General features: G+C 64.6%; 25 protein-coding genes and 1 pseudogene. 3 read left to right on the forward strand and 23 right to left on the reverse strand.

Annotated features, from left to right (window positions below):
• Window positions 1–5 precede the first annotated feature (5 nt).
• The 23 genes from hypE to modD form a co-directional block, all read right to left on the reverse strand.
• Window positions 6–1052: a hydrogenase expression/formation protein HypE gene (hypE, locus tag ACT4OC_RS08095; RefSeq protein WP_444838452.1), complete on the reverse strand. Its 1047-nt coding sequence runs from the start codon at window positions 1050–1052 to the stop codon at window positions 6–8.
• On the reverse strand, window positions 1049–2191 hold the full coding sequence (hypD, locus tag ACT4OC_RS08100; protein WP_444838453.1) for a hydrogenase formation protein HypD: 1143 nt from the start codon (window positions 2189–2191) through the stop codon (window positions 1049–1051). Before hypD ends, hypE begins: the two co-directional genes overlap by 4 nt.
• On the reverse strand, window positions 2188–2424 hold the full coding sequence (locus ACT4OC_RS08105; RefSeq protein WP_444838454.1) for a HypC/HybG/HupF family hydrogenase formation chaperone: 237 nt from the start codon (window positions 2422–2424) through the stop codon (window positions 2188–2190). Before ACT4OC_RS08105 ends, hypD begins: the two co-directional genes overlap by 4 nt.
• Before the next feature lies 1 nt (window position 2425).
• The gene (gene hypF, locus ACT4OC_RS08110; protein WP_444838455.1) at window positions 2426–4675 is read right to left on the reverse strand and encodes a carbamoyltransferase HypF; all 2250 of its coding nucleotides are present in this window, start codon (window positions 4673–4675) and stop codon (window positions 2426–2428) included.
• On the reverse strand, window positions 4672–5679 hold the full coding sequence (hypB, locus tag ACT4OC_RS08115) for a hydrogenase nickel incorporation protein HypB (RefSeq protein ID WP_444838456.1): 1008 nt from the start codon (window positions 5677–5679) through the stop codon (window positions 4672–4674). Before hypB ends, hypF begins: the two co-directional genes overlap by 4 nt.
• Window positions 5679–6020: a hydrogenase maturation nickel metallochaperone HypA gene (hypA, locus tag ACT4OC_RS08120; protein ID WP_444838457.1), complete on the reverse strand. Its 342-nt coding sequence runs from the start codon at window positions 6018–6020 to the stop codon at window positions 5679–5681. The genes hypB and hypA overlap by 1 nt, the downstream gene beginning before the upstream one ends.
• Window positions 6013–7113, reverse strand: coding sequence for a nickel-dependent hydrogenase large subunit (locus ACT4OC_RS08125; protein WP_444838458.1), 1101 nt, complete (start codon window positions 7111–7113; stop codon window positions 6013–6015). Before ACT4OC_RS08125 ends, hypA begins: the two co-directional genes overlap by 8 nt.
• On the reverse strand, window positions 7110–7631 hold the full coding sequence (gene hybE / locus ACT4OC_RS08130; protein WP_444838459.1) for a [NiFe]-hydrogenase assembly chaperone HybE: 522 nt from the start codon (window positions 7629–7631) through the stop codon (window positions 7110–7112). The genes ACT4OC_RS08125 and hybE overlap by 4 nt, the downstream gene beginning before the upstream one ends.
• Window positions 7621–7836, reverse strand: coding sequence for a rubredoxin (locus ACT4OC_RS08135; RefSeq protein WP_444838460.1), 216 nt, complete (start codon window positions 7834–7836; stop codon window positions 7621–7623). The genes hybE and ACT4OC_RS08135 overlap by 11 nt, the downstream gene beginning before the upstream one ends.
• Window positions 7833–8696, reverse strand: coding sequence for a hydrogenase expression/formation C-terminal domain-containing protein (locus ACT4OC_RS08140; RefSeq protein WP_444838461.1), 864 nt, complete (start codon window positions 8694–8696; stop codon window positions 7833–7835). The genes ACT4OC_RS08135 and ACT4OC_RS08140 overlap by 4 nt, the downstream gene beginning before the upstream one ends.
• Entirely contained in the window at window positions 8693–9139 is a 447-nt protein-coding gene (locus ACT4OC_RS08145) for a hydrogenase accessory protein (RefSeq protein ID WP_444838482.1), read from the reverse strand. Before ACT4OC_RS08145 ends, ACT4OC_RS08140 begins: the two co-directional genes overlap by 4 nt.
• A gap of 224 nt (window positions 9140–9363) precedes the next feature.
• The gene (locus ACT4OC_RS08150; RefSeq protein WP_444838462.1) at window positions 9364–9654 is read right to left on the reverse strand and encodes a HypC/HybG/HupF family hydrogenase formation chaperone; all 291 of its coding nucleotides are present in this window, start codon (window positions 9652–9654) and stop codon (window positions 9364–9366) included.
• 31 nt (window positions 9655–9685) lie between these two features.
• On the reverse strand, window positions 9686–10252 hold the full coding sequence (locus tag ACT4OC_RS08155; protein ID WP_444838463.1) for a HyaD/HybD family hydrogenase maturation endopeptidase: 567 nt from the start codon (window positions 10250–10252) through the stop codon (window positions 9686–9688).
• 4 nt (window positions 10253–10256) lie between these two features.
• Entirely contained in the window at window positions 10257–10988 is a 732-nt protein-coding gene (cybH, locus tag ACT4OC_RS08160; protein WP_444838464.1) for a Ni/Fe-hydrogenase, b-type cytochrome subunit, read from the reverse strand.
• Between the two features lie 9 nt (window positions 10989–10997).
• Window positions 10998–12788, reverse strand: a complete 1791-nt coding sequence (locus tag ACT4OC_RS08165; RefSeq protein WP_444838465.1) for a nickel-dependent hydrogenase large subunit — start codon at window positions 12786–12788, stop codon at window positions 10998–11000.
• A 21-nt stretch (window positions 12789–12809) separates the two neighbouring features.
• Entirely contained in the window at window positions 12810–13901 is a 1092-nt protein-coding gene (locus ACT4OC_RS08170) for a hydrogenase small subunit (RefSeq protein WP_444838466.1), read from the reverse strand.
• A gap of 215 nt (window positions 13902–14116) precedes the next feature.
• Entirely contained in the window at window positions 14117–15556 is a 1440-nt protein-coding gene (locus tag ACT4OC_RS08175; protein WP_444838467.1) for a nickel-dependent hydrogenase large subunit, read from the reverse strand.
• Window positions 15553–16569, reverse strand: a complete 1017-nt coding sequence (locus ACT4OC_RS08180; RefSeq protein WP_444838468.1) for a HupU protein — start codon at window positions 16567–16569, stop codon at window positions 15553–15555. Before ACT4OC_RS08180 ends, ACT4OC_RS08175 begins: the two co-directional genes overlap by 4 nt.
• 60 nt (window positions 16570–16629) lie before the next feature.
• Complete coding sequence (locus tag ACT4OC_RS08185; protein ID WP_444838469.1) at window positions 16630–17952, reverse strand: DUF3422 family protein; 1323 nt, start codon at window positions 17950–17952, stop codon at window positions 16630–16632.
• A 29-nt stretch (window positions 17953–17981) separates the two neighbouring features.
• The gene (locus ACT4OC_RS08190; RefSeq protein WP_444838470.1) at window positions 17982–20303 is read right to left on the reverse strand and encodes a TonB-dependent receptor; all 2322 of its coding nucleotides are present in this window, start codon (window positions 20301–20303) and stop codon (window positions 17982–17984) included.
• Window positions 20284–21384 (reverse strand): HoxN/HupN/NixA family nickel/cobalt transporter, encoded by a 1101-nt coding sequence (locus ACT4OC_RS08195; RefSeq protein ID WP_444838471.1) that lies wholly within the window; start codon window positions 21382–21384, stop codon window positions 20284–20286. Before ACT4OC_RS08195 ends, ACT4OC_RS08190 begins: the two co-directional genes overlap by 20 nt.
• A gap of 225 nt (window positions 21385–21609) precedes the next feature.
• Window positions 21610–22098, reverse strand: coding sequence for a nickel-responsive transcriptional regulator NikR (nikR, locus tag ACT4OC_RS08200; protein WP_444838472.1), 489 nt, complete (start codon window positions 22096–22098; stop codon window positions 21610–21612).
• A 268-nt stretch (window positions 22099–22366) separates the two neighbouring features.
• Complete coding sequence (modD, locus tag ACT4OC_RS08205) at window positions 22367–23293, reverse strand: ModD protein (RefSeq protein WP_444838483.1); 927 nt, start codon at window positions 23291–23293, stop codon at window positions 22367–22369.
• 211 nt (window positions 23294–23504) lie between these two features.
• On the opposite strand from modD, the gene modA reads away from it, so the two are divergent.
• The 3 genes and pseudogenes from modA (at window position 23505) to modC (ending at window position 26073) form a co-directional block, all read left to right on the forward strand.
• Window positions 23505–24266 (forward strand): molybdate ABC transporter substrate-binding protein, encoded by a 762-nt coding sequence (gene modA, locus ACT4OC_RS08210; protein ID WP_444838473.1) that lies wholly within the window; start codon window positions 23505–23507, stop codon window positions 24264–24266.
• Between the two features lie 5 nt (window positions 24267–24271).
• Window positions 24272–24958, forward strand: a pseudogene (gene modB, locus ACT4OC_RS08215) (molybdate ABC transporter permease subunit).
• Entirely contained in the window at window positions 24955–26073 is a 1119-nt protein-coding gene (gene modC / locus ACT4OC_RS08220) for a molybdenum ABC transporter ATP-binding protein (protein WP_444838484.1), read from the forward strand. Before modB ends, modC begins: the two are co-directional and overlap by 4 nt.
• Window positions 26074–26150 lie beyond the last annotated feature (77 nt).

Below are 26150 nucleotides of genomic sequence, written 5' to 3' on the forward strand. Positions count from 1 at the left end.
TGTCCTCAACATATCCGCGGCAGCTGTTCGCCGGACAACCAGTCGACGATCCTTCCGCCGCCAAAGCTCGTCACCATCTGGACGAAGTGATGATCGTCGGCAATGGCTTCGCCGATATCGGCGGCATCGCGGCCGAGCGGATGCGCCTTCATCGCGGCGAGCACCCGATCTGCGACCTCCGGCGCCACGATCGCGACAAGCTTGCCCTCATTGGCGACGTAGAGCGGATCGAGACCAAGCAGCTCGCAGGCGGCCGCGACCGCCGGCTTCACCGGGATCGCCTCTTCCTGCAGGCGGAAGCCTAGCCCGGATTGATGGGCGATTTCGTTGAGGCTCGCGGCAAGCCCGCCGCGGGTCGGATCGCGCATCACCCTGATGTTATTGCCGGCAGCCGCCACCATGTCCGCGACCAGCTCGTGCAGCGCCGCGGAATCCGAGAGTATCTCGGTCTGGAAGGTGAGGTTCTGGCGCTGCGACATGATCGCGACGCCATGATCGCCGAGGCTTCCCGACACCAGCACGCGATCGCCTACTCTGGCGTTCTCCGCCGAGAGATCGAGGCCATCGGGCAGGACGCCGACGCCTGCCGTCGAGATGAACAGTCCGTCGGCCTTGCCGCGTTCGACCACCTTGGTGTCGCCGGTAATGATGTGGATGCCGGCGGCCCGCGCCGCCTCGCCCATCGAATCCGCGATCTGCTTCAGCTCGGCGAAACGGAACCCCTCCTCGATGATGAAGCTCGCGGACAGATAGAGCGGACGCGCGCCAGCCATGGCGATGTCGTTCACCGTGCCATGGACGGCGAGCGATCCGATATTGCCGCCCGGAAAGAACAGCGGCGAGACCACATAGCCGTCGGTCGTCATCACCATCCGCCCGGCGCCGACGTCGAACGCCGACTGATCATTGCCGCGGGCAAGCCAGGGATTGCCGAACGCCTGGTGGAACAGTCCGGAGATGAGCTGCGCCATGGCGCGCCCGCCCGAGCCGTGGGACAGGTCGACGCAGCCGTTCCTGATATCGAGCTTGCGCTGATAGTTCCTGGCGCTCATGACGCCCGCCTCTCCCGATGATCTCGAAACCGGCCGTAAGTCCAGTGCGCGGCGCAAGCGCCCTCCGACGAGACCATGCAGGACCCCATCGGGGTCTCCGGCGTGCAAACCGTGCCGAACAATTTGCAATCGATCGGCTTCTTCGCGCCGCGCAGGATCGCGCCGCATTCGCAGGCCGGATTGTCCTCGACGCAGACGTCGCTCATCGCAAAGCGAACCTCGGCGTCGAATTTGGCGTAGCTTCGCTTCAGCTTCAGCCCGCTATAGGGGACGAGGCCTAGGCCACGCCATTCGAACTGGTCGCGGAGCTCGAATATGTCGGACACCTCTTCCTTGGCGCGCAGGTTTCCCTCGCGCGTAACCGCGCGGCTGTACTGGTTCTCAACCTCGTGACGCCCCTCATTGACCTGCCGCACCAGCATCAGGATCGCCTGCATCATGTCGAGCGGTTCGAAGCCTGATATCACCACCGGCTTGCCGAACTCCTCGGCGAAGAACTCATAGGGTTCGGTGCCGATGATCGTGGAAACATGGGCAGGACCGACAAAGCCGTCGATCTCGACGCGCCCGATGCGGCGGATGTCGGGGCTCTCCAGGATGTTCAGCATTGCCGGCGGCGTTAGCACGTGGTTGCAGAACACGCTGAAATTCTCCAGCTTCTTCTTCTCGGCAAGCCGGATCATGACAGCGGTAGGCGGCGTGGTGGTCTCGAAGCCGATGGCAAAGAACACCACCTGCCGGTCCGGCGTCTCCTCGGCGATCCGAACCGCATCGATCGTCGAATAGACCATGCGGATATCGGCGCCGCGAGCCTTGGCGCGGAGCAGCGATTGTCCTTGCGAGCCCGGCACCCGCATCAGGTCGCCATAGACGCACAGAATGACTTCGGGCCGCGCGGCGAGCCCGATCGCCATGTCGATGCGGCCGGCCGGCAAGACGCAGACCGGGCAGCCCGGACCGTGGATCATGCGAATGTTGCGCGGAAGCATGTCCTCGAGGCCATAGCGGGAGATCGCGTGGGTGTGCCCGCCGCAAAATTCCATGAAGCGATACGGCCTCCCGGCAGCGGCCTCGGAGCGGATCGCCTGCGCCAGGCCCTGCGCAATCTTCTTGTCGCGGAATTCGTCGGCGTACTTCATGACGCAGCTTCCTGGCCCTGCGCGCTGAGCTCGGCCAGCAGCTCGAGCGTGCGTTTCGCTTCTTCCGGATCGATCTTGGTCAGCGCGTAGCCGACATGAACGATGACATAGTCGCCGATCGCGAGACCCTCGATTAGCGCGACTGATATCTCCTTGCTGACGCCATCGAGCGACACGATGGCCATGTCGTCAGGCAGGATCTGAGTCACCTCGGCGGGTATGGCAAGACACATGTCAGCTTCTTCCTTCCCGGCGTTGCGGCCGATCGGCGATCTGCAAGGCGGCAATCCAGGCCTGGCCGAGGCTCAAGCCGCCGTCATTGGGCGGGACCTGGCGCGGCAGAAATACTTTCAGCCCCGCGGCGGCACAGCCGCGGCGCACGGCGTCGGTGACGATGGCGTTGAGGAAGCACCCGCCGCTCAGGGTGACGTTGCCAATGCCGGTTGACTTCGCCGCGCGCCGTATCCAGTCCACGCAGGCAATCGCGAAGGTGCCGTGAAACAATTCGGCACCCGCGGTTCGATCTATCTTCCCGGCGAGATGCTCGAACAACGGCTCAAACGACAGCACGCCGGCGTCGATGTTCCATCCCCCGTTCAACACGACGGGTTCGCGAACGCAGGCCTCGAGCTTCATCGCCGCCTCGCCCTCATAGCTCTGCATCGCGCAAACGCCGAGCAGTCCTGCCGCGGCGTCGAACAGGCGGCCGGCACTGGTCGTGGTCGGCATATCCGGCCGGCGGAGCAGCATCGACAGGCCTGCCGCGTGCGGCTGTGCTGCAAACCGTTGCGGAATCTCGCCGGCCCGCTGCAGCTGCGCGAGCATCGCCGCGGCCATGCGCCAGGGCTCGCGCGCGGCGCGATCTCCGCCCGGCATTTTCAGCGGAGCCAGATGGCCGATGCGCCGAAAACCGGCGCTCTCGCACACCAAGAGCTCGCCGCCCCAGTTGCCGCCGTCGGTCCCGTAGCCATGGCCATCCAGCACCAAAGCGAGCGTAGCCCCCTCAAGGCCATGTTCCGCAATGACAGCGCCAGCATGGGCATGGTGATGCTGAATCGCAATCGGCTCGCGGCCGAAGGTTTCGGCGAACCGGGTCGAGGCCATGTTCGGGTGCAGATCATGGGCGACGGCGACCGCATCGATATCCAGGGTCGAAAGCAGATGACTGATGGTTTCCTCGAAAAAGCGGATGCCTTCGGCGGTATCGAGGTCGCCGATGTGCTGGGAAACGAAGGCCTCATTGCCCCGCGTGACGGTGACGGTCGATTTCAGCGCACCGCCGACCGCAAGCACGCAAGGAACCGGCCGGGAAAGGCGGATCGGTTCGGGGACATAGCCCCGCGCCCGGCGGATGAACTGCAACTGCCCGGCCATGACGGCCAGGACGGAGTCATCAGCGCGCGTGACAATGCTGCGATCGTGGGTGACGATCAGATCGGCGATGCCGGAAAGCCGCCGCAACGCCTCGTCATTGTCGATCACCAGCGGTTCGCCGCCGGGATTGGCACTGGTCGCGACAATAACCGGAGCCGCGCCGCCGCTCGACAGAGCATGAAGAATCAGGTGATGCAGCGGCGTTGCCGGCAGCATAACGCCGAGACAGGAAAGCCCGGGCGCAACCGCCGGCGCGAGGCTGTTGCGCGACCGCAGCAGCACGATCGGTCGGGCCGGCGTTTCGAGCAACGCCAGCTCATTGGCATCGGCATGTCCGATTTCGGCGATGGCTTCGAGCGAAGCAACCATCACGGCGAAAGGCTTGGCGTCGCGCTGCTTCCGGTCCCGCAGCCGTTGCACGGCGATCTCGTTGCGGGCATCGCAAAGCAGCTGGTAGCCGCCGAGTCCCTTGATTGCGACGATCCGTCCCGCCGCGATCGCTGCGGCGATCTCGTCGACGGTGTGACTGAGGCGCGGACCGCATTGGGGGCAGGCGATCGCCTCCGCGTGAAACCGGCGGCTGGCGGGATCGGCATACTCGCGCGCGCAAGTCCCGCACATCGCGAACGCCTTCATTGCAGTGGTGCGGCGGTCATAGGGCAGCCGTTCCGCGATGGTATAGCGCGGGCCGCAATGGGTGCAGTTGACGAAGGAGTAGCGGTGGAACCGGCTGTTCGGATCGAACAACTCGTCGAGGCATTGCCGGCAGGTCGCGGCATCGGCGGCGATGCGCGTCGAGATCCTGCCCTGCTCGCTAGCGCGGATCTTGAATTCGCCGCCCTCGATCGTGCCGATCTTCTGGACAAGGATCTGGTCGATCCGCGCCAAGGGCGGCTTCTCCAGCGGCAGCGCCGTCACGAAGTCGGAGGCCTTCTCGCCCTCGATCTCGATGATCACGCCTTGCGGATCGTTGGCGACGAACCCGGCAAGCCGGTATCGCGTGGCGAGGCCATAGACATAGGGACGAAAGCCGACGCCCTGCACGGCGCCGCGGACGTGCACGCGCAGTCTGGTTCCGTCGCTTGCCATGGCCTGGCCGGTCATGCTCATGCTGTCGCCGCTTCGCCCGCAGGCTCTCTCGCAAGCCGGGCCTGCCGTTTCCCGATCCAGGCGTAGAACGCCGCAAAGCCCTCGCCGGTGCGCGCCGACAGCGTCATCACCTCAATACCGGGATTTACCCGCCTTGCATATTCGATCGTGCGGGCAAGGTCGAAGTCGAGCACGGGGGCAAGATCGATCTTGTTGATCAGCATCAGGGAAGCCGCGGCGAACATGTCCGGATACTTCAACGGCTTGTCTTCGCCTTCGGTGGTCGAGAACACGACGATCTTGCAGGCCTCGCCGAGATCGAAGGCCGCCGGGCATACGAGGTTGCCGACATTCTCGATGAACAGGAGACCGTTTTCCAGCGGAGGCAAGCGCCGATAGGCCTCGCCCACCATCGCCGCATCGAGATGACACCCCTTGCCGGTATTGACCTGGATCGCCGGAGCGCCGGTGGCGCGAATGCGCTCGGCGTCGTTCGAGGTCTGCTGGTCTCCCTCGATCACACCGACGACGTGGTTCTTTTGCAAGTCGGATACCGCGCGGACCAGCAGCGAGGTCTTCCCCGCGCCGGGGCTGGAGACGAGATTGAAGACGAGGACATTATCGGCGCCGAAGCGCGCGCGATTGGCGGCGGCGAGGGCGTCGTTCTTGCCGAGGATGTCACGCTCGACCTGGATGATGCGGTCGCTGCTCATGCCGACGATCTTCTGCCCGGCCGGATCGGCGCCACAATCCACAAGTCCGGCATCGCCGGGCGCGTGGTGGTGATCGCCATGATGGTGATCATGCTCATGGTGCGCATGATCGTTGTGGTGATGATCGTGGGCATGATCATGGTGATGATCATGGTGATGATCATGGTCGTGATGATGGTGGTCATGGCCGTGGTGATGGTCGTGACCATGCGCATGATGATGAGCGTGGTCATGGCCGGCTGAAGCCAGCTCCTGATGGCCCACCTTCTCGATCGTGGATTTTCCGTCGCTGCAGCCGCATACCGTACACATCAATCGACCTCCAATTCCTTCACTCGCATCTCCTCGCCCGCCGTGACCTGCAACTGGTAGCCCCCGCACGAAGGACAGGGTTCATGGCGTTGCTTGATCTCGACATCCCTGGAGCAGGCCATGCACCACGCCCGGCCCGGCGTTTCGATGATCTCGAGCGCCGCACCATCCGCAATGGTCCGCGCGGCGACGGCATCGAAACAGAATCTCATCGCCTCCGGCGTGACATGGCTCAAGGCGCCGATCTCCAGGCACACGGCCTTCACCTTCGAGAACGAGCGGCGTCGCGCCTCGTCCTCCACGATCTGGATGATGCCTTCGCAGAGCGCCATTTCATGCATGTGCCGCCTCGCGAAAGGTGAGACTGAATGCGACGCAGGGGTCGAACGATCCCACCATCGCCCGCACCGCCTCCTGCCCCTGCCGGCCGCCGGAAAGGACGGAACCCTGCAGCCCCTGCACCAGCGGGCCGCGGGCGTGAAAGTTCCATTCGGTCGGCGCGAGAAACTCGAAACGGGAAATCTGGTCCTCGCCGTCGAGCTCGACGAGATGGTAGAGGCGGCCTCTCGCGCATTCCACCGCCGCCGCCCCGGTGCTGGCCCCGAGGTTATAGCTTTCGACGATGCCGTCCTCAACGGAGTTGAGTTCGTCGCCGGCTTCGAGCCATGCGCAAAGCCTGGCCGCCTCGGCGATCCGTGCCTTCAGGCGCGCGGCCGGTCCCGCCTCGCGCGGCAGCGCCGGCTCGCGCATCGCCCGGCGCGCCCACACGCCGGTCTCCGGAACCCGGCCCTGCAGATCGGGCGCATCGGAGAACTGTGCGCCATCGGTGCGCAGCCGCAGCAGCACGTCGCGGTCATCTGCGCTCGACAGGAATGATGGCTCGATCGCCGCAGGCGAGAAGGCCTCATCATCGAGCGCGGCGACATGGGCGGCCAGCGCACTTCCGGGCGCCGGCGCGCCTTCCTCGTCGGATACGCCCAGCGCCGTCAGCGCCGCCCTGATCCGCGACACCGACTCGCGGCGCGCCGGACCGTGGTCGGTATCGGCCGCGTCATAGCCGAGGACGGTTGCGGCCTGCATCATCGAGCGCACCGCGGCAGCGCCGGCGCTATCGAGCGCAAGACGCCCGACAAACAGCCCGCGCAACAGTTCGGTCAGCCGTTCGGCGATCACGGCGGTGACGCGGCGGTGCCTGGCATCCGCAGCTGCGGTCTGCCCGCGCGCGGCCTCGACGGCCGAAACGAAGGCCACCTGATGCGCGCAGGAGCACAGCGAGAACAGGCGGGGCAGCACGGAAAACAGCGATCCGACCTGCTTGCCCGCGAACAGGCGCGTCAACGGCGGCCGCGTCCTCGGCAGGATTTCGACGTCGGCGATCGCACCGCGTGCGAGCAACACCGTGACGTCGATCTCGTTGCGGAATGCGATGCTCATGCACGCCGCTCCGTCAGCGTGCCGCGCAGGAAGGCGCGGCGGTCGATGGTGCCGGTCGCCGCGTGATCGCGTTCGCTCTCGCTTGGCGGCAGCATCAGCGCATCGAGTGCGGCTGCCGCCGTCGCGAGGGCCGACGCCTTGTCGGCGAATTCGAACATCGGAGAAAACAGCGAGCAGCTGGCGACACGGCCCACCGATGCCACCTCGCCGACGGTGAATTCGATATTTCCCGCCGGAAAGCGCAGGCAGAAGGTCGAGCCGGGCCGATGCGCCTGCAGGACGCAGTCGTCGGCATCCACGACCACATTCATGAACCACGGTGTGACCATGATCCCGACGACATGACCGTCAAATCGGCGGAAGCCGATCGCCTCCACGCCGAGCGCCTCGTTGAAGATCGGCAGATCGCGCATCTGGCGCTCGCCGACGTCGCGGTAGACCGCAGCCAGCATGTCGCCCCATGCGACGGGATCGCCGTCGACGCGAGAGGAGCGATGCGGTGCGCCGTCAGGCTTCATGTTCGATCGCCATGAATTTCGATTTGGGCGCGTCGCAATTCGGGCAATGCCACTCTTCGGGCAAGTCCGCAAACGGCGTCCCCGGCGCGATCTGGGCTACGTCGTCGCCGTCGGCCGGGTCGTACACGGTCCAGCAGATGCCGCACTCCAGGCGCGCATCGTCGGCGAGATGCTGCCTGACGCCGAAATTCTCGAACCCGCTCATGTGAAATAGGCCTCGACGATTTCCCGCAGCCGCTCCGCCGAATCCTCGAAATCCTCATCCGCCGCCACCGCCACGGTCGGCACCCCGCCGACCTCCAGCGTGTCGAGAATGATGGTGTCCATGGCGTTGAAGAACTGCACCGACCAGACGTTCCGCACGCCGGTGGCGAGCACGCGGCAGGTGCCGTAGCCGCGCGAGGTGAGCTGGATCGGGCCGTTGCCGATGCGCTGCTGCAGGAACGCCATGTCGACGGGACTCATCGGCAGCAGCGTGAAATTGATGATCTGCGAGCGCATGCCCGGACGCCAGGCCCGGGCACGCTCGCGAACTTCGGCAAGCACCGGCAGCACGTTCATGGCGCCCTCCGGCGGTTCGCCGATCTCGATATCCGCCGACGTCAGGTCTTCGGCCGCGCGCCTTACGATCTCGGGGATGGCGCCGACCTCGACATATTCGTGGGCCGCGTCGGTCTCGAGGCGCACCCGCCAGATACCGGCCAGCACCGATTCCTGAACTTGCGCGACCGAGCCGCCCGGCAGCGCGACGATGCCGGCGACCTCGCCTTCGCCGAACACGTCCGCGACCAGCCGGCGCTCGAGATCGTTGAGATTGTCGAGCTGGAACAGCCGCGTCGGTGCATCGCTCTTCTGCTCCGCCACTGCCGCGGCGATATTCGACAGCAGATCGATCGCCTGGGGACAGGCCTTGGCCAGTTCGACGCCGTCGAGCGAGGCGAGCTTGGCGAGCGCGCCGGCCGCGGTGAGGCCGCTGTGCGCCGCGTTGAGACTTTCCTCGCCGATCGGAAACACGTTGACCGGCTGCTCGGCGCCTTCCGGCGTCATCCAGAAGCCCATTTTCATCGTTCGATTTCCCGTCCGACATGCTGAGGGATGATGGTCTTGACGACAGCCGCGCCGCCGGAATGCGGGCGGTCGATCAGCTTCGAAATGCGGTCGACATAGACCGACCAATCCTGGATCTTCGCGATCAGGCCGAGCGTCTCGCTCCCCCGGCACAGGATCAGGCTCGGCTGCACGCGCACGCCAAATCGCTTGCCAAGCTCGCCTTCGGCTTCACGCGCGATCACCGCACCGCGCAGGCGGCCGCCAAACGCGTCGATCAGTTCGGGCAGGACGACGGCGACGTCGATGGCCTCGGGCCAGCGCGCAGGATCGCCAGCCGACAGCAGCACCGCGACGGCGCCGGCGTTCCCGGCCCGGGCGATGAACGCATCCACATTATCTACGTCCACCTCGGGCAGGCCCCGCCGGACGAGATTGTGCTTCCCCTCCTGAAACTCCATCGAATCCATCCCTGACAAGTTGCTTATGCTTACAGAGGAGTTAGCAAGCTGCGTGCCAGCTCGGACAGCAAATTGCCATCACGCAATATATTGATATTACGTTATAATTTTTGCCATACCGGAAGGCAGGAGGTTGCCGCAAGCCAGCTTTGCATATTTTCTGAAAACTTTCTTTTCATACTAGAAAGTTTTCTTCCAGATGGCCAGCGCCCGGCGTCAACCGCTCAGCGCAGGTGCTCGGGCAGCTGCGGCTCGCGGTCGACGAGGTCGGCAAAGAAGCGGTCGAAATCCTCGCCGTTCAGCGCGGCGCCGACGCCTTCGATCGCAGCGCCAATCAGGCGCGCCTCTTCCTCTTCGAGCAGCCGGATCGCGGTGTCGATATAGACGAGGACTTTGGCGCCGACCGGCGGGGCGGACAGCAGCAGCACGGAGACGCGGCGCTGCCCGCCGCAGTATTCGCACAGCGCCGACACGCCGTCGGTTTCCACGATCGTCATCGGCAGGCCAAGGCACATGGCAACACTCGCGAATTGATCGGCGCGCCGGTCAGGCCGGCCGCATCTCGTAGTGCAGATGGTCGATGTCGTTCGCCAGCAGCCGATCGGGCTCCGCCAGCGGCACCTGACGCGGCGACGGCGGCGATCCCCACTCCGCCAGCAGCTCGCAGGCGATAGCGATCGCCGGCTCGATCCGCTCGCGCACCGGAGCGGTCAGCGGCCCGCCCCAGTCCTCCAGATCGAGCGGCTGACAGCCTATCAGCGCCAGATGCTGCGGGCAGCGGCCGAGCAGGTCGGCTGCGCTCAGCACTTCCTGGAAGCCGGTCTGGTGCAGGCTCATCTTCTTGGCGCCGGTGAATTTCGGCACCTCGTCGTCGCGAACGAGCTTCAGCGAGCCCGGCTCGAGCCCATAGTCGATGGCGTCGAACACAATCAGGCGGTCGGCTTCCTCGAGATAGTTCACGAGGTAGAGCCCCTGAGTGCCGCCATCGAGGATGGTGACGTTGTCCCGCACGGCGTAACGGCGGTGGAATTCCTCCACCGCGCGCACGCCGAAGCCTTCGTCGGCCCACAGGATGTTGCCGATCCCGAGCACCAGGATTCGCTTCGCGCCCACGGCATCAATCCCTGAATTCGCGCTCGCCGGAGATCATCGAGGAGATGATGCTCTGGCGCGACATGATGTCCTCGCGGATGGCCGCGTAGATGTGGACGATGGCGAAGGTGACGATGATCCACAGGCCGAGGTGATGCCAGGTGTGGGCGTCCTGGCTGTTCGGCCAGATCGCAAACACCCAGCCGAACAGCCTGTATTGCCAGCTGTCGTGCCCGGCGCCCTCGCCGTAGAGCGCAAAGCCCGTGACGATCATGAACGCGATGGTCACCGTGTACATGAAGAACATCGTCAGCTGCGCGAGCGGATTGTGCCCGACATATTTCTTCGGCTTGTCGGTCAGGAACGCGTACCAGCGGATCTCGTGCGCCACCTCCGCCCACCAGCTCTTGCGCCAGACCGGCACGAAGAATATCTGCCTGGCGTGCGGATTGCCCATGAAGGCCCAGTAGATGCGCAGCAGGAAACCGACGGTCAGCACGTAACCGGCGGAGAAATGCGCGAAGCGGACATAGCCGAACAGGAAGTTGTCGCTCGCTTCGCCTGATATCGTGGGCGTGGCGCTGCCGATGAAATAGCCGGTCAGGCCCAGCACCACGATCGCCAGGGCATTGATCCAGTGCCACAGCCGCACCGGCGCTTCGTAGACATAGACGACGTTGCGCTCGACGCTGCGATCGCTGCGCGCGGCGTCGACCGCGACATCCGCGGTGACGGCGTGAGGACTACTATCGATCATGACCGCCTCCTATCGCACCTTGACGTTGGCCATTTCCTGCCCGTCGGGGCTCATGACGTGGGTCGAGCAGGCCAGACACGGGTCGAAGGAATGGATCGTCCGCAAAATCTCCAGCGGCTTCTCCGGATCGGCCATCGGCGTGTCCATCAGCGAAGCCTCGAACGCCCCGATATTGCCCTTCGGATCGCGCGGCGAGCCGTTCCACGTGGTCGGCACCACGCACTGGTAATTGTCGATCTTGGTGTCCTTGATCTTGATCCAGTGCGCGAGCGCGCCGCGCGGCGCCTCGGTGAAGCCGTAGCCCTTGGCCTCCTTCGGCCAGCTCTCCGGCTTCCATTTCTCGACATTGGCGGTCGATGTGTCGCCGGCCTTGATGCGCGCCACCAGCTTGTTCTGGAAATAGCGCATTTCGTTCGCCGCCCATTCGCACTCGAGCGCGCGCGCCGCGGTGCGGCCGAGCGTCGAGAACAGCGCGGTGACCGGCAGACCGAGCGTCTTGAGCAGCTTCTCGGTCGGCTCCTTGAATTCCGGCTTGTTCTGCGCATAGCCGACGATGTAGCGGGCGAGCGGACCGACTTCGACTGCGTTGCCGCGCCAGCGTGGCGCCTTGATCCAGGAATATTTGCCGCCTTCGTCGAGCTCCTTGATGTCGGTCTTGGTGCCCTTGGTCTTGGGGCCGAGCTGATAGTTCGGCTCGGTGACGCCGTCCCAGGGATGCAGCCCTTTCGACTCGTCGGCATATTTGTACCAGGAGTGGGTGACGAATTCCTGGATCTGCGCGGGGTCGCCATGATCGATCGGCAACACCTCGTTGAGGTTGCCGTTGATGATGACGCCGCGCGGCAGTTTCAGGCTCTTCGCCGAATAGTCGTTGGCGTTTTCGGGAATGTCGCCATAGGACATCACGCTCTTGCCGGACAGGCCGCCGCCGAACAGCCAATCCTTGTAGAACGATCCGATCGCCGCGACGTCGGGCAGATAGACCTGCTCGGTGAATTCGATGCAGCGGTCGATGATGGAGGAAACGAGGTTGAGCCGTTCCATGTTGATGGCGCCGACCGCGCCGACCCCGTCGACATTGATGGCGCAGGGCACGCCGCCGACCAGCCAGTTCGGATGCGGGTTCTTGCCGCCGTAGATGGTGTGGACCTTGACGATGTCTTTCTGGAAGTCGAGCGCCTCCAGATAGTGCGCCACCGCCATCAGATTGGCTTCCGGCGGCAGCTTGTAGGCGGCATGTCCCCAGTAGCCGTTCTTGAACGGGCCGAGCTGCCCGGATTCCACGAACTTGGTCAGCCTGATCTGCAGATCCTTGAAGTAGCCGGGCGACGACAGCGGCCATGACGAAATGGACTGCGCCAGCGCCGAGGTCGCCTTCGGATCGGCCTTCAGCGCGGAGACGATGTCGACCCAGTCGAGCGCATGCAGGTGATAGAAATGCACCAGATGATCATGCACCTGCAGGCAGAGCTGCATGATGTTGCGGATCGAATTGGCGTTGTCCGGAATGGCGATGCCGAGCGCGTTCTCCACGGCGCGTACCGAGGTCAGCGCGTGGGTGCCGGTGCAGACGCCGCAAATCCGCTCGGTGAACGCCCAGGCGTCACGCGGATCGCGGCCGCGCAGGATGGTCTCGATGCCGCGCCACATCGTGCCGGTCGAGACCGCATTGCGGATCACGTTGTTGGAATCGACGTTCACCTCGACGCGGAGGTGGCCTTCGATCCGGGTCAGCGGATCGACGACGACGCGCTTGCCGGAATTGTCGAGATTGAACCCATTGGGTGTCTGAATGCCCATCGTTATCTTCCTGAAATTCGATTACTGATCCTGAGCCGCGCCTTCGCGCTTGCTCGCCAGCCGCTTGACGGCCGTTACCGCGGCGTGCGCAGCCACTGCGGCGCCGACGGCGCCAGCGGCGACCATGCCGACCTGATCGGCGTTCTTCTCGATGCCGAACTGCTTGATGTTGGTGAGGCGGTCGTAGAACGATCCCTTGTCCCAGAAACCGTCTTCGGAGCAGCCGATGCAGCCGTGGCCCGACTGGATCGGGAACGAGACGCCGCCATTCCAGCGCACGGTCGAGCAGGCGTTGTAGGTCGTCGGCCCCTTGCAGCCCATCTTGTAGAGGCAGTAGCCCTTGCGCGCGGCTTCGTCGTCCCATTCCTCGACGAACTGGCCGGCATCGAAATGCGGCCGCCGGTAGCACTTGTCGTGGATGCGCTGCGAATAGAACATCTTCGGACGACCCTGGCGGTCGAGCTCGGGCAATTTGCCGAAGGTGGTGATGAAGGTCACCACGCCGGTCATCACTTCGGCGATCGGGGGGCATCCCGGCACCTTGATGATCGGTTTGTTGGTGATGACCTTGTCGATCGGCGTGGCCTGGGTCGGATTCGGCTTGGCCGCCTGCACGCAGCCCCAGGAGGCGCAGGCGCCCCAGGCGATGATCGCCATGGCGTCTTCCGCCATCATCTTGAGCTTCTCGACGAACGGTTTGCCGCCGTCGATGCAGAACATGCCGCCCTCGTTGAGCGGCGGGTTGCCTTCGACCGCGAGAATGTACTGGCCCTTGTGCTTGGTGCGGGTCTCTTCGAGGATGGCCTCGGCCTGGTGCCCCGCCGCCGCCATGATGGTGTCGTCGTAATCGAGCGAAATCATCGAAAGCACCACGTCCTTGACCAGCGGATGCGCGGACCGGATGAAGCTCTCGGAGCAACAGGTGCATTCGAGACCGTGCATCCAGATCACCGGCACGCGCGGCTTGGTCTCCAGCGCATTGGCGATGCGGCTCGCCGCCAGCGGACCGAGCCCGAGGCTGGTCGCCGTCAAGCTGCAGAATTTGTGGAAGCTCCGACGCGTGATTCCCTGACGCCTGATCACGCTGTAGAAAGTTTCTGTTGCCGCGCCCATGAGCCCTCCCATTTGATTCCGCTTCGACCGGCACCGGTCGATTGCCCTGGGGGACAGCAAGAAGCAGGCCAAGATCGGCGGCTTGAAAAAACTCGCGGCAAATCAAGTCATTGCCAATTTCCCTGCACCCAGGCCGACCAACAAAGAGGCGAGGAAGGGCCGCGGCCGGAAACTATTCGATTGCAGACTGCAACGTAGTTTCCACAAAATATATTTCAGTGCGCGGTGCACACCATGCACGGATCGAACGAGCGCACGATGTGCTGGATTGCAACCGCGCGCGGTCCGGCGTCGCCGACATCCGTTCCCACCAGCGCCTGTTCGAGCGGCCCGCAGACGTCGGAGGAATCGCGGGGGGAGAAGTTCCACGTCGTCGGCGCGATGATCTGGTAGCGCTCGATCTTGCCGTCGCGGGCGACGATCCAGTGCCCGAGACTGCCGCGCGCAGCTTCCACCAATCCGATTGAGCTGCCATCGACGATCGCGTGCGTGTCCAGGCAGAACGGATCCGAGAGCCGCAGCTCCCTGATCCAATGCTCCATCGCAATCGCAATGCGCGCGGTCTCGATCAGCCGCGCGATCACCCGGTTGCGCACGTTGCTGCCGGCCTTCGACACCAGATCGGCCACCAGCGGCTGGCCCGCCACCGCCTGCCGCGCCAGCGCACCAACCTCGACCGGCTCACCGGACAGGCGCGGCGCCTTGCACCAGCTATAGGCATTGGGCTTGTCGGGATGGGGAATCGTGTTGGCGTGCGCGGGGTCGCCCGCGCTGTCCCTCATCCAGGCGTGCGAGACGTCCTCGGTAATTTGCGTCACCGGCAATGGCTCGACCCGGGAGTGCGGACCGAACACGCCGCGCGGGAACAGCGCGCCGTCGCCATCGTGGTAAGCGCCATAGCTCATCAACAATCCCGGTCCCTTGCCGAGCCCGGCGAGATCGAGACTGTCGGCAATCGTCAGGAAATGCGCGAAATCCCCGGCGCGGCCGGCGCGCCAATCATCCAGCTGTCGCGCGTCGGCGATCGCCAGCACGTTTTCAAGCGTGTCGCCGAATACGATGTGCTCGAGAAACGACCGGAAGCCGTTGGCAATCGACATCAGCCTGACGCGTTCGCCGAGGTCGATCGCGCGCGTCGTGCCGCCGGGCTGGAAAGCGAGGCTGTGCGGCCATTTGCCTGCGAGAATCCCCATCACCGCGAGCAGTCGCGCGCGCGCCGGCAACGCCTCGCGCGCTGCGCTGCCACGGGTCGCTGCGAAACGCTCCGCCGTCGCGCCATGCCAGGGATGGCCTGCGTAGGCCTCGCGCGCGAAGTCGGGCATGAAGAACACGTAGAAATGCGTCAGGTGATCGGCGGCATTCTCGGCCGCGTGGGCGATATTGGTCGCCAGCACGCCGTTGGGTGCAGCTTCACATCGCATCGCTTGCCGGAGCGCGGTGGCCGCCGCGATCGATTGTGAAACTGAGCAGATTCCGCAGATGCGCGGCGCCAGCACCAGTGCATCGAGAGGCGGACGGCCTTCCAGTATCTGCTCGAAGCCGCGGTACAGCGGCGCCGTCACCTCGGCGCGCACCACGTGCCCGTCCTCGACGTCGAGGCGGACCTCGAGGTCGCCTTCGACGCGATTGAACGGACCGATGGTGATGCGCGTCATGGCGCGCGCTTGCCGCCCGAGCGGCCGGGCGGTACGACCACATGATCTGACGTCGCATTGGTGCGCACGCGGCGAGGCGTAGCGGATTTCGACAGCGCCGCCAGCGCGACGAACCAGGCCTTCGGCATGTCGGTGGGCAATCCCACCGGAATGCCGGCGAGCTTGGCCGTCTCGAGGAAATTCTGCGCGCCTTCGAATCCCGGCGACGTGCAGGCAATGCAGGCGTAACCGCCCTTGGTGCACGATCCGCCACCGTTCCACGAACGCTGGTTGCAGTCGCCGACGGCCTGGGTCGCCTTGCAGCCGAGATGCTCCATCAGGCAGCCGCGTTGCGACATCGTCTCGGCGCTCGCCTTGAATTCGTAGAACTCGTTCCGCGAGCAGCCGTGGTGGGCGAGATGATTGGCGACGAATTTGGGGCGCCCGTAGGCGTCGAGGTCCGTGACCGCGAGATCCCCGGAGGTCAGCGCCAGCAGCGTTTCCATGATCCAGCCGGGATGGGGTGCGCATCCCGCCACATTGATCACGGGCAGGCCCAGCCTCGATCTGAAGTTTGCGCCCAGCGCGCCGCCGAGATCGCCACCCTCGAATTGCAGTCCGACGGCGTCGGTCGGATTGGACCCGGCCGCAGGAACGCCGCCATAGGCCGCACAGCTTCCAACTGCCACCACATAGTCGGCCCGCTGGGCGAGATCGCACATCCAGCTGTAGATCGAGCGGTTGGTGCCGGCGAGCAGGTTGAAGCGGCCGGTGTTGTCGGGCCCGCGTGCGACCGAGCCTTCGAGTAGCAACAGGTCGAGGCGCACCGTTCCATCCCGCACCGCTTTGAGCACGGCGAGCACTTCCTCGCCGGTCTCCTCGCTGACGGAAGGGTGCCAAAGCAGGTTGATGCCGGATTGCCGCAGCTCGTCGAACCAGCCGGAAGAACCGCTTTCGAGGACGGACATGGTGCAGCCGCCGCAGCTTGCGCCTTGCAGCCAGAGCACATTGGTCATCTCGCCGGTTCGGCTCATCCTTCGTTCCTCCATCGGTGCGACCTTTACCACAAACGCAGGGCGTTGACCCACGGAACTTCAGTCCTCCGCCATCGAAGCGCCGCCCCGCTTCAAGTGATGCCTGCGGATGTTGCGAATGATGACCCAGACCGCAACGACGGCAACCGGCACGAAAACGGCGCTGGCGAAGGACGGCTCGACCGGCAGCCCGACGTCATGTGCTCCCTTGGCGAGATATCCGAACAGGCTGACGACGTAATATCCGATCGCCGCCACTGACAATCCTTCGACCGTGCTCTGCAACCGAAGCTGCAACCTGGTCCGTTCGTTCATCGAGTGCAACAGGTCGCGATTCTGCTGCTCGAGTTCGACGTCGACACGCGTCCGCAGCAGGTCGGCCGCGCGCGCCAACTTGACCGACAGGTTCGCCTGGCGGTCTACCATGGCCGCACACGTGCGCATGGCCGGCGCCATCCGGCGCGCCAGGAACGACGACCAGGTCGGGTAGCCCGGGATCTCGCCGCCCTCGACAATCGCCAGTCTCGACTGCACGAGTTCGTAATAGGCCCGGCTGGCGCCGAAACGAAACAGGCTGCCGGCCGCGCCGCTTTCGAGCGAGGCGGCCAGCGCCGTCAGCTCGCCGAGCAGGCGGTTGTTGAGCTTGAGCTCCTCCGCACCCTGCATTTCCTGCAACACCTCGACCAGGCGGCTGCCGATACGATCGACGGACGGCGCAAGGTCGAGCGCGGCGGGCAGGCCGAGCAGCGCCAGCATGCGGTAAGTCTCGATCTCCAGCACGCGCTGCACCAGCGCGCCGAGCGCCTCAGGCGATAGTCCCGTGTCGCAAATCAGGATCCGGGTGAAGCCCTGCTCGTCCGCTCGAAAATCCGATGCCACGACACCCGCGCCGCTCCTGACCGCGACCATCGCAAGGCTGTTCCTGTCGAACAGCTGCGCCGCGCGCTCAGGCGGCGACTTCCCCTCCTCCACTTCCAGCTTGATCGCAACCAGCAGCCGTCCCGTCTGCGGCAGTGCCGCGATCAGCGACTGCAAGCTTTCGTCGACATCCCCGAACCGGCGCGCGGCCGCGCCATCGGCGTTGCCCCTGATCCAGGTCAGCGTCGCGAATTCCGAGTGCTGCTCCCAGCGCAGCGTGACCGGCCCGATCATGACCTGATGGTGCTTGGCCAGCGGGTCGGGTGCGGCCACCGCGTGCTGCCGGCAGAACTCCTCAAAGCCGCGCCGGTCGACGGCGGCTTCCTCGCCCTGCGCAAGGAAGGCAAAGCGGACGACGCCGACCGACGGCGCCAAACGCGTGAACGGACGCGCGTGGACCTCGCCGAGAACGGCTTCCCGTAGCGGGTGCAGCCGGAACAATCCAAGATCCAGTCCGTCGCTCATAGCGTGATCCGCAGCCCCTTTGTCATTGATCAGAACGAGCCGGCCAGCGTGATCCGGAGCGCGCGCGGCTCGACCGGGTGCAGCACGTAATCCATGACGCCATTTTGACAAACGGCGGCAGGAGCCAGTTGCACCGGATGGCACATGTTGTAGAGGCTGTCCGTCCTGATCAGCGAGCCGTAGGCATAGGTGATCTGGTTCGTTTTCGCATTCAGCAGATTGAGAACGTCGAGCTGAACGCGCCAGCCGTTGTCTGCGCGGTAACCGGCGCGCGCGTTGAAGATGCTGACGGCCGGCGAGCGAAATGCGTTGTCCTCGGTGAGCGGGCTGGAGCCGAGATAGCGCCAGCGCAAGCCGCCATACGGACCGGTTTTCTCGCCAAGCGTGATGCCAGCGGAGGCAACCATCGCCGGCGCATTCGGAACGTAGTTTCCGGGCGCGTTGCCGATCTGGGCCTGCGGAAAGTCGGCAAGCGAGGCGTAGACCGCCGCCTGATCGACGTCGTAGCCGATGAAACGGGCGCGCGTGACGGCGAGGTCGGCGTCCACGGCGATCCAGGAATTGGGGCGATACTTGTTGGTCCATTCGACTCCAAGGCGCCGGCTGGGTCGTTTTGCCGCGGTGTCGCCGCTGTCGCCGTTGAACACCAGCTCCGAATCCTGGTCGAGCAGGAAAACGCTGACCGAACTCTCCAGGCCCGGGATCAGCTTGCTGCGGACGCCGATCTCGGCGCCTTTCGTACGCACCAGCAGCGGGACCGGCGAAAGCTTCACCGCGGGATCGGTCGGCTGCTCGGCAATGGTCGCGCCGCGGGCATCGTTGCTGTGCATGCCAAGGCCCGCGTTCAGGAACAGCTCGGTCCGGGCGAACGGCCCCATGGCCACACCGAATTTCGGTGAGCCGATCGCGGCAGCGACGTGACCCGAATTGTTGGGATTGAGCAGCGAATTGACTCGCGCATCGAAGTAATCGCCGCGCCAGCCCGCCGTGGTCCTGAGCCAGTCGGTCCAGTGGATGTGGTTCTGGGCGTAGACGCCGATGCTGCCCTCCCCGACCCTGTCGGTTCGAATGTCAGACAGAATATTTCGCTGCCAGGTGTTGGCCAGGCCGAGATCGATGGCATCGTAGCGGCTCTGGATGCCGAACGCCGTCTGCATCGGCAGACCGGCAAACGAGCCATAGAACGTGCGCGAAACATTGGCGCCGGCTATGACGCGGCTGTCGCGTTGATGGAATTGATCGCCGAAGATGGGATCGTTGAGGAAGTAGGTGAAGTTGTTGAACAGGTCCAGCTCGCTCCTGACGACGAAGGCATTGGCCTTCCACGTCCCGGTATCGTCCGTCGTGGCCAGGCGCGCCGATAGCGCGAAGCGGCTGGCCTTGCCGCCATCGCTCGGATCTTCCGAGCCGAAGCGGCCGATCTGTCCCGAAGCGATCGCACGTTGTGGAATCTGGTCCGTCGAATTCCAGCCATTCGAATAGGCCATGCCGGTGACCGAAAGTCCTTCGAGCGCCGTTCCCTGGGTGTAGCGCACGAGACCGTTCAGCTTGCGCACATTGTCGGGATTGACCCACGGACCGTTGTAGGTGCCGGCTTCGCCTGCGACCAGCAGCTGACCGTCCCCGACCTTGGCCGACCCCATGCCGAACCCGCGCCGGTAGCCGAAGCTGCCGGCGGTGACCTGAGCGACCGGCTTGTCGACGCTGTCGAGGAGACTGATGCGCAGACTTCCCGCAGAGGCGAAGTCGCCGTCATCGGCGTAATAGGGCCCCTTGCGAACGTCGAGCGCCTTGATCGTTTCCGGCATCAACCAGTTGAGGTCGGCATAGCCCTGTCCGTGCGCATGGGTGCGCATGTTGACGGGCACGTCATCGACCGAGATTGCCAGATCGGTGCCGTGGTCGAGATTGAAGCCGCGCAGGAAATACTGGTTGGCTTTGCCCTCGCCGCTGTGCTGCGTCACGATCAATCCAGGCACGGCTTCGAGGATCTCGCCCGGCCGCGTCAACGGACGCTGGCTGAGATCTTGCCCCGAGACAGTGAGCTGGCTCGCCGCGACCGACGCATTGCCCGGGCCCGGCACCGCGCCGGAGGGGTCGAGCGATGGCGTCGAGATATACACAACGGGCCGGCCGGTGGCCGTGACGGGCTTTCCGGGCCTGGAACTCGCGCGTTTCTTCTGCGGCCGCGGATCGGGCGACACCTGGATCGCCGGGAGCGGTCTGGCCTCCTGCGCATCATGCGCTATGGCGGCGGTACCGCCGCCGGAGGCAATGCAGCCCGCGACGAGCGCGGCGGCGACCGCGCATCGGCAGGCTCGTCGGGCGGGATCAGTATGCCTCGACGGCATTGGCGCACGCATCCCGACCGCGGCGGTCGGCGACGGTCCGCTCGCGGCGGCTATCGAATGCGACGCGGTAGATCGCGATCGAAGCGAGCCAGGCGAACACAAACAACCCGATGACCACAAACCCGAAGTTCGCGAGATTTTCGTTGAGGGCGGCAACGACCGCCCACAAACCGCCCTCCAGCCCGAGCCGCTGGCTGATCAGGTTGAGCGCCTCGATGCCGCCAATGAAAACCGCAACGATCACCGACGATGCGGTGATTGTCAGGTTGTACCAGAGCTTGCGCAGCGGATCGACGAAGGCCCAGCGATAGGCGCCGGTCATCAGTGCGCTGTCCGCGGTGTCTACCAGCGCCATGGCAGCGGTGAACAACGCCGGAAAGACGAGCAGGTTCGCGACAGTAGTGCCGCTCGCAGCTTCCGACGCCGACAGGCTCAACAGGCCGATTTCGGTTGCCGTGTCGAAGCCGAGCCCAAACAGCAAGCCGAGCGGGTACATGTGCCAGCCCCGGGTGACCATGCGAAACGCCGGGCCCAGCAGACGCCCCAGCAGGCCATGCTCTGCCGAGAGCTCTTCGACGCTCTCGATCTCGTGCCCGCCGCGCTTGCGGACCGCGCAGAAGGTCCGCCAGAGCCCTGCGAGAATCGCCAGATTGACGGCTGCAATCAACAGCAGGAACGCAGCTGACACCGAGGTACCGATCATGCTGCCGACGGCCCTGACAATATGCTGGCTGCCGTCGAACTGCATCAGCACCGCCACGAGAACCGTGCCGGCCACCACCACGGTGCAATGGCCGAGCGAGAAATAGAGTCCGACGCTGCGCGGCTCACCGTCGGTATGCATCAGCTTGCGCACGACGTTGTCGATTGCCGCGATGTGATCGGCGTCGACCGCGTGGCGCAGCCCAAGCACCCAGGCCAGCAAGGCCGTGCCCATGACAGCCGGGCGGTCGGCAAAGACCGCGAACGCCCAGGCCCACGCAGCAAGATTGGCGAAGATCAGTCCGCCGAACAGGGCGGCGGTGCCGGCCGGAATCAGGCTGGCGACGCCGGCAGTGGAGCTATCCCTTACTTGTGCCATTTGCCTCCCCTGGCGCTACCCACGGAACGGCTCCCTTGGTATGAGCACTTGAGCCAATCCTCATACCTGGACGTTCAGCAAGATGCGCGCCATGCTGCCGTGGTCCGGCTGCCGGGCCTGAAACCCGTATCATTTCAAGGATTCAAACCAATCGCCGGACACGTCGTCGGGCGAGGAAGGCGGCGATCGTCACCCAATTGATGGAAACCTACTGTCCATCGATGGTCAGCCGGCTGACTTCCTTCCGGCGTGGCGAACGTGGGCATGGGCATGCGCATGCGGCTTGCCGCCGCCATGGCCGTGCGCTTCCGCATCCAGCGCCACGGGAACAACCACCAGCCGTCCGTGCCGCACGCCGCGCTCGGCGATGATGTGTTCGGAGAAGTGCCGAACATCGGACGACGAACCGCGAAGCACGGCAACCTCCAGGCAGGAATGATGGTCGAGATGAACGTGTAGCGTTGCGACCGAGATATTGTGATGGTCGTGTTGAGCCGTGGTCAACCTCTTGGCCAGTGTTCGGACCTCATGGTCATAGACGTAGACCAGGGCTCCAACACAGGCGCCGCCTCCGTGCTCGGGCACCACTTGCTGCAGGCCAGCCCGTATCAGGTCGCGCAAGGCTTCGGAGCGGTTTTGATAGCCTCGCTCTGCTCGAAAGCGATCGATTTCTTCGACCAGATCCTGATCGAGAGTAGCCGTGATCCGTTCCATGGCCATCGCCCCATTTGTGCCTGCTGGCGCAAGAGTAGTAGCGCAATGCGCTCCCGGTCAATTTGCGCTTGCGTGCGACAGTATGGCTGGCGGGTTCATGTATTTCGCGCAGCAGCGCAACAGTGTATGCCGATCGTACCAGGCTTGCACCAGAAACGACCTCGCAAGCGGACAACGAACGCGATCGACGGCCGAATGTCCGGCGCGTCCTTCCTGATCCAACTGTCAAACGCCGCGAGGGTAAGCCATTCGCGTTCCCTCCGGCGGATCAACCATTTTTCGTGTCCGTTGGCCCGATTCTCACGTGAACATCGCACGGCTTCGCCAGATAGGGCGATGAAGTGACCACGATATCCGCTCCGGCTTGCGCATAAGCGGCGACGTTTCCCGCGTGAATGCCGCCGGCGGCGGCGACGACTGGTCGCGCCATTAACGAAAACTGTGCGACCAGCGCGGCTATTTCCGCCGGCGCGAATTTCTCCAGCTGGATGACGTCAAGACCTATTGCGGCCGCAACAATGGCCTCCTCGAACGTGGCCACCTCGACGACCAATTTCTTTTCCGGCGCCGCGCGCCTCAGCCGCTCGACCAATCCGGCGAACGGCTCCTTGCCCAGGAATGCGCGGTGCTCGGCAAAGACCAGCACCGTTTCCGACAGGCCGAGTCGATGCATGACCGCTCCGCCTGCCTTCACCGCCGCAACCGCAAAGCGCTTCGTGCCCGGAACATTCTTGCGCGTGCAGGCGACCGCGATGCCGGGCGCGACGGCTCTCGCGGCGTCGACGATCGCGCGGGCTTCCGTGGCAACGCCGGACCAGATCTCGACCAGGGTCTGCGCCACCTTCCAGCTGTGCAGCAGTGCAGACGCCGGACCGCGCGCCGTCAAGATCGGCGATCCCGGATCAAGCACGACACCTGAAGGCGCGTGCAGATCTACCTGACAACCGGCAAGTTCAACGATGGCCGCCGCATCCTCGGCAAGCGCAAGGACCATGGTGTCACGGGCAGTGAACTCCATCACGCCGGACGCTGCACCGATGCCAAGCGCGTCCGTCGTAAGGTCGCCATAAGGAACATCGTCGGCGAGGAGTTGCTCGAGCTCGGCGCGGGACGCGACCGTCGGTCGCGCAGTTCCCGGCTTCAGAGACTCGACAGGGTGCAGACGATCTGGCGAAAACGCAGTTTGGTGCAGCATTTCAGGCAAGCTCCGTCTCATGTCCCGTCAACGACATCAATTGTCGGAAATACGACAATGCGGCACCGGGGCCTGAACAGACTTCACTGAAATACCCCGCCGCCCCAGCAGATAAGCAATCGCCGGACCAACATGAGTGCGGCATGCGGCTTGCTCAGATCATGGCATCGGGGCGGACCAGGGTCCGCCGAAGCGGAACGAGGAGTTCACAATGAGATATGCCAAATCCATTCAACTCGCCGTCAGTATCGCGACCTGGGTTCTCACTTGCAGCAACGTGCCCGCGGCACAGACCAACGTGGCCGCCGCCGCCAACTTCACCGAACCGGCCAAGGAGATCGCCGCAGCATTCAAGGCGAAGACTGGTCACGAAGCCATACTCAGCTTCGGCGCCAGCGGACAGTTCTATACCCAGATCACGCAGGGCGCGCCGTTTCAGGTGTTTCTCTCGGCCGACGATGCCCGCCCGAAAAAGCTCGATGACGACGGGCTGGCCGTCCCCGGCAGCCGCTTCACCTATGCCATCGGCAAACTCGTGCTGTGGAGCAAGACACCCGGCGTCGTGAAGGGCGAGGAGACCCTTAAAGCCGCATCCTTTGCCAAGCTGTCTATCTGCAATCCCGTCGCGGCGCCATATGGCGCGGCGGCGGTCGAGGCGATGAAGGCACTGAAACTCTACGAGACGCTGCAGCCGAAGCTCGTCGAAGGTGCAACGATCACGCAAGCCTATCAATTCGTCGAAACCGGCAATGCCGAACTGGGCTTCGTCGCACTGTCGCAGCTGACGGGACCGGAAACCGGTTCGCGCTGGATGGTGCCGCAAGAGCTTTATTCGCCGATCCGGCAGGATGCCGTACTGCTCAAGGCCGGCGCCGACAACGAGGCCGCCGTCGCCTTCATCGCCTTCCTCAACGGACAGGAAGCGCGCGTGATCATCCAAAAATATGGCTACGTGCTCGACGGGCAAAGCTGAACGGCGTGGGCACCCTGTCTCCCGACATATGGCAATCGGTGCGGCTCACGATCGAGCTTGCAGCGATTGCGACCGTGATCCTCCTCATCGTCGGAACTCCGATCGCGTGGTGGCTGGCCCGATCGAAGGCGTGGTGGAAGGAGGGTGTTGCGACCATCATCGCCCTGCCCCTGGTGTTGCCGCCAACCGTGCTCGGCTTCTATCTCCTGGTCACACTCGGCCCGAATGGCCCGGGCGGATGGATTGCCGGCCTTTGGGGCGGACGAACGCTGGCATTCACTTTCGAAGGCCTGGTGTTCGGGTCGGTTCTCTAGTCCATGCCCTTCGTGGTGCAGCCGATCCGCAATGCGTTCGCCGCGATCGGCGATCGACCGCTAGAGGTCGCGGCCACCCTGCGCGCCTCGCCGCGGCGCGCCTTCTGGACGGTGGCGGTGCCGCTCGCGCGTCCGGGCTTCCTGAGCGGCGCGGTGCTCGGCTTCGCCCATACCGTGGGGGAATTCGGTCTGGTGCTGATGATCGGCGGCAACATCCCTGGGCAGACCAAGGTGCTGTCGGTTGCCATCTTCGACTATGTCGAGGCCTCGCAGTGGCGCGAAGCGAATATCCTGGCCGGCGGCATGGTAATCTTCGCCTTCGCGGTGATCCTGACAATGACACTGATCGAAAAGCGCGGCGCAGGGCTGCGGACATGACAGCGTGTGACCCGCATCGGATTCAGGTCGCTTTCCGCGGTTCGCTCGGGCGGTTTGCGCTCGACGCCTGCTTCGCCGCACCCGCCACGGGTGTCACTGCGATTTTCGGTCCCTCCGGCTGCGGCAAGACCACGGTGGCCCGCTGCCTGGCCGGCCTTCAGCACCTGCCCGGAAGCACCTGCACGATCGAAGGCGATATCTGGCAGAATCAATCGGTCTTCCGGCGCCCGCACCAGAGACCAATCGGCTACGTTTTCCAGGAAGCCAGCCTGTTTCAGCATCTTTCGGTCAAACGCAACCTGCTGTATGGCGCGCCGCGCGGCGCCCCTGCGCCGGATGGCATCGGCTTTGACGAGGTGATTGAGTTGCTCGGTGTCGGCCATTTGCTGGATCGGTCGCCACAAAATCTTTCGGGTGGCGAACGCCAGCGCGTCGCGATCGGCCGCGCGCTGCTATCACAACCGAAACTGCTGCTGATGGACGAGCCGTTGTCGGCGCTGGATCATCTGACCAGGAACGAAATCCTGCCCTTCCTCGAGCGCCTGCACGAACGGCTGTCGCTTCCGGTGATCTACATCAGTCACGACATTGCAGAGATCGAGCGGCTTGCCGATCATCTCGTTCTGATGCATGAGGGCAAGGTCGTAGCGGCCGGGCCGCTGCACGTCCTGCAAAGCGATCCGACGCTGCCGCTCGCCCGCGCACGGGACGCCGCCGTCAGCTTCGACGCTACCGTCGAGGCATATGATTCCGGCTACGGGCTGCTGAGGCTGCGCATCGACGGGTGCCAGCTGCAAATACCCGCGCCGCCTGTCGCCATCGGCAGGCGGCAACGCCTGCGGATCGCCGCGAGTGACGTCAGCCTTGCCCGAAGTGTCCCGCACGAAAGTTCTATACTGAACGTGCTGCCGGCGCGCATCGTTGCCAAATCCTCGGCCGGGCCCGGCGAGGTCATCGTCGTGCTCGCGCTCGGACCGGGAAGTCCTTCTCAGCAGATGCTGGCGAGAATAACATTGCGGTCATGGGATCTTCTTGAACTTGCTGAAGGCATGAACATCTTTGCCCAGATCAAGGGCGTCTCGCTCGTATCGGGGCCGGACGGATCCGACGATTGAAATAATCGAAACGCCGCCCGCCTGCGGGGACAGAGGAGAATACTTCGGACTCGAGGCGAGCCCTCTCAGGTCATCGC

The sequence above is a fragment of the Bradyrhizobium sp. genome (assembly GCF_052389815.1).
Classification (GTDB): Bacteria; Pseudomonadota; Alphaproteobacteria; order Rhizobiales; family Xanthobacteraceae; genus Bradyrhizobium.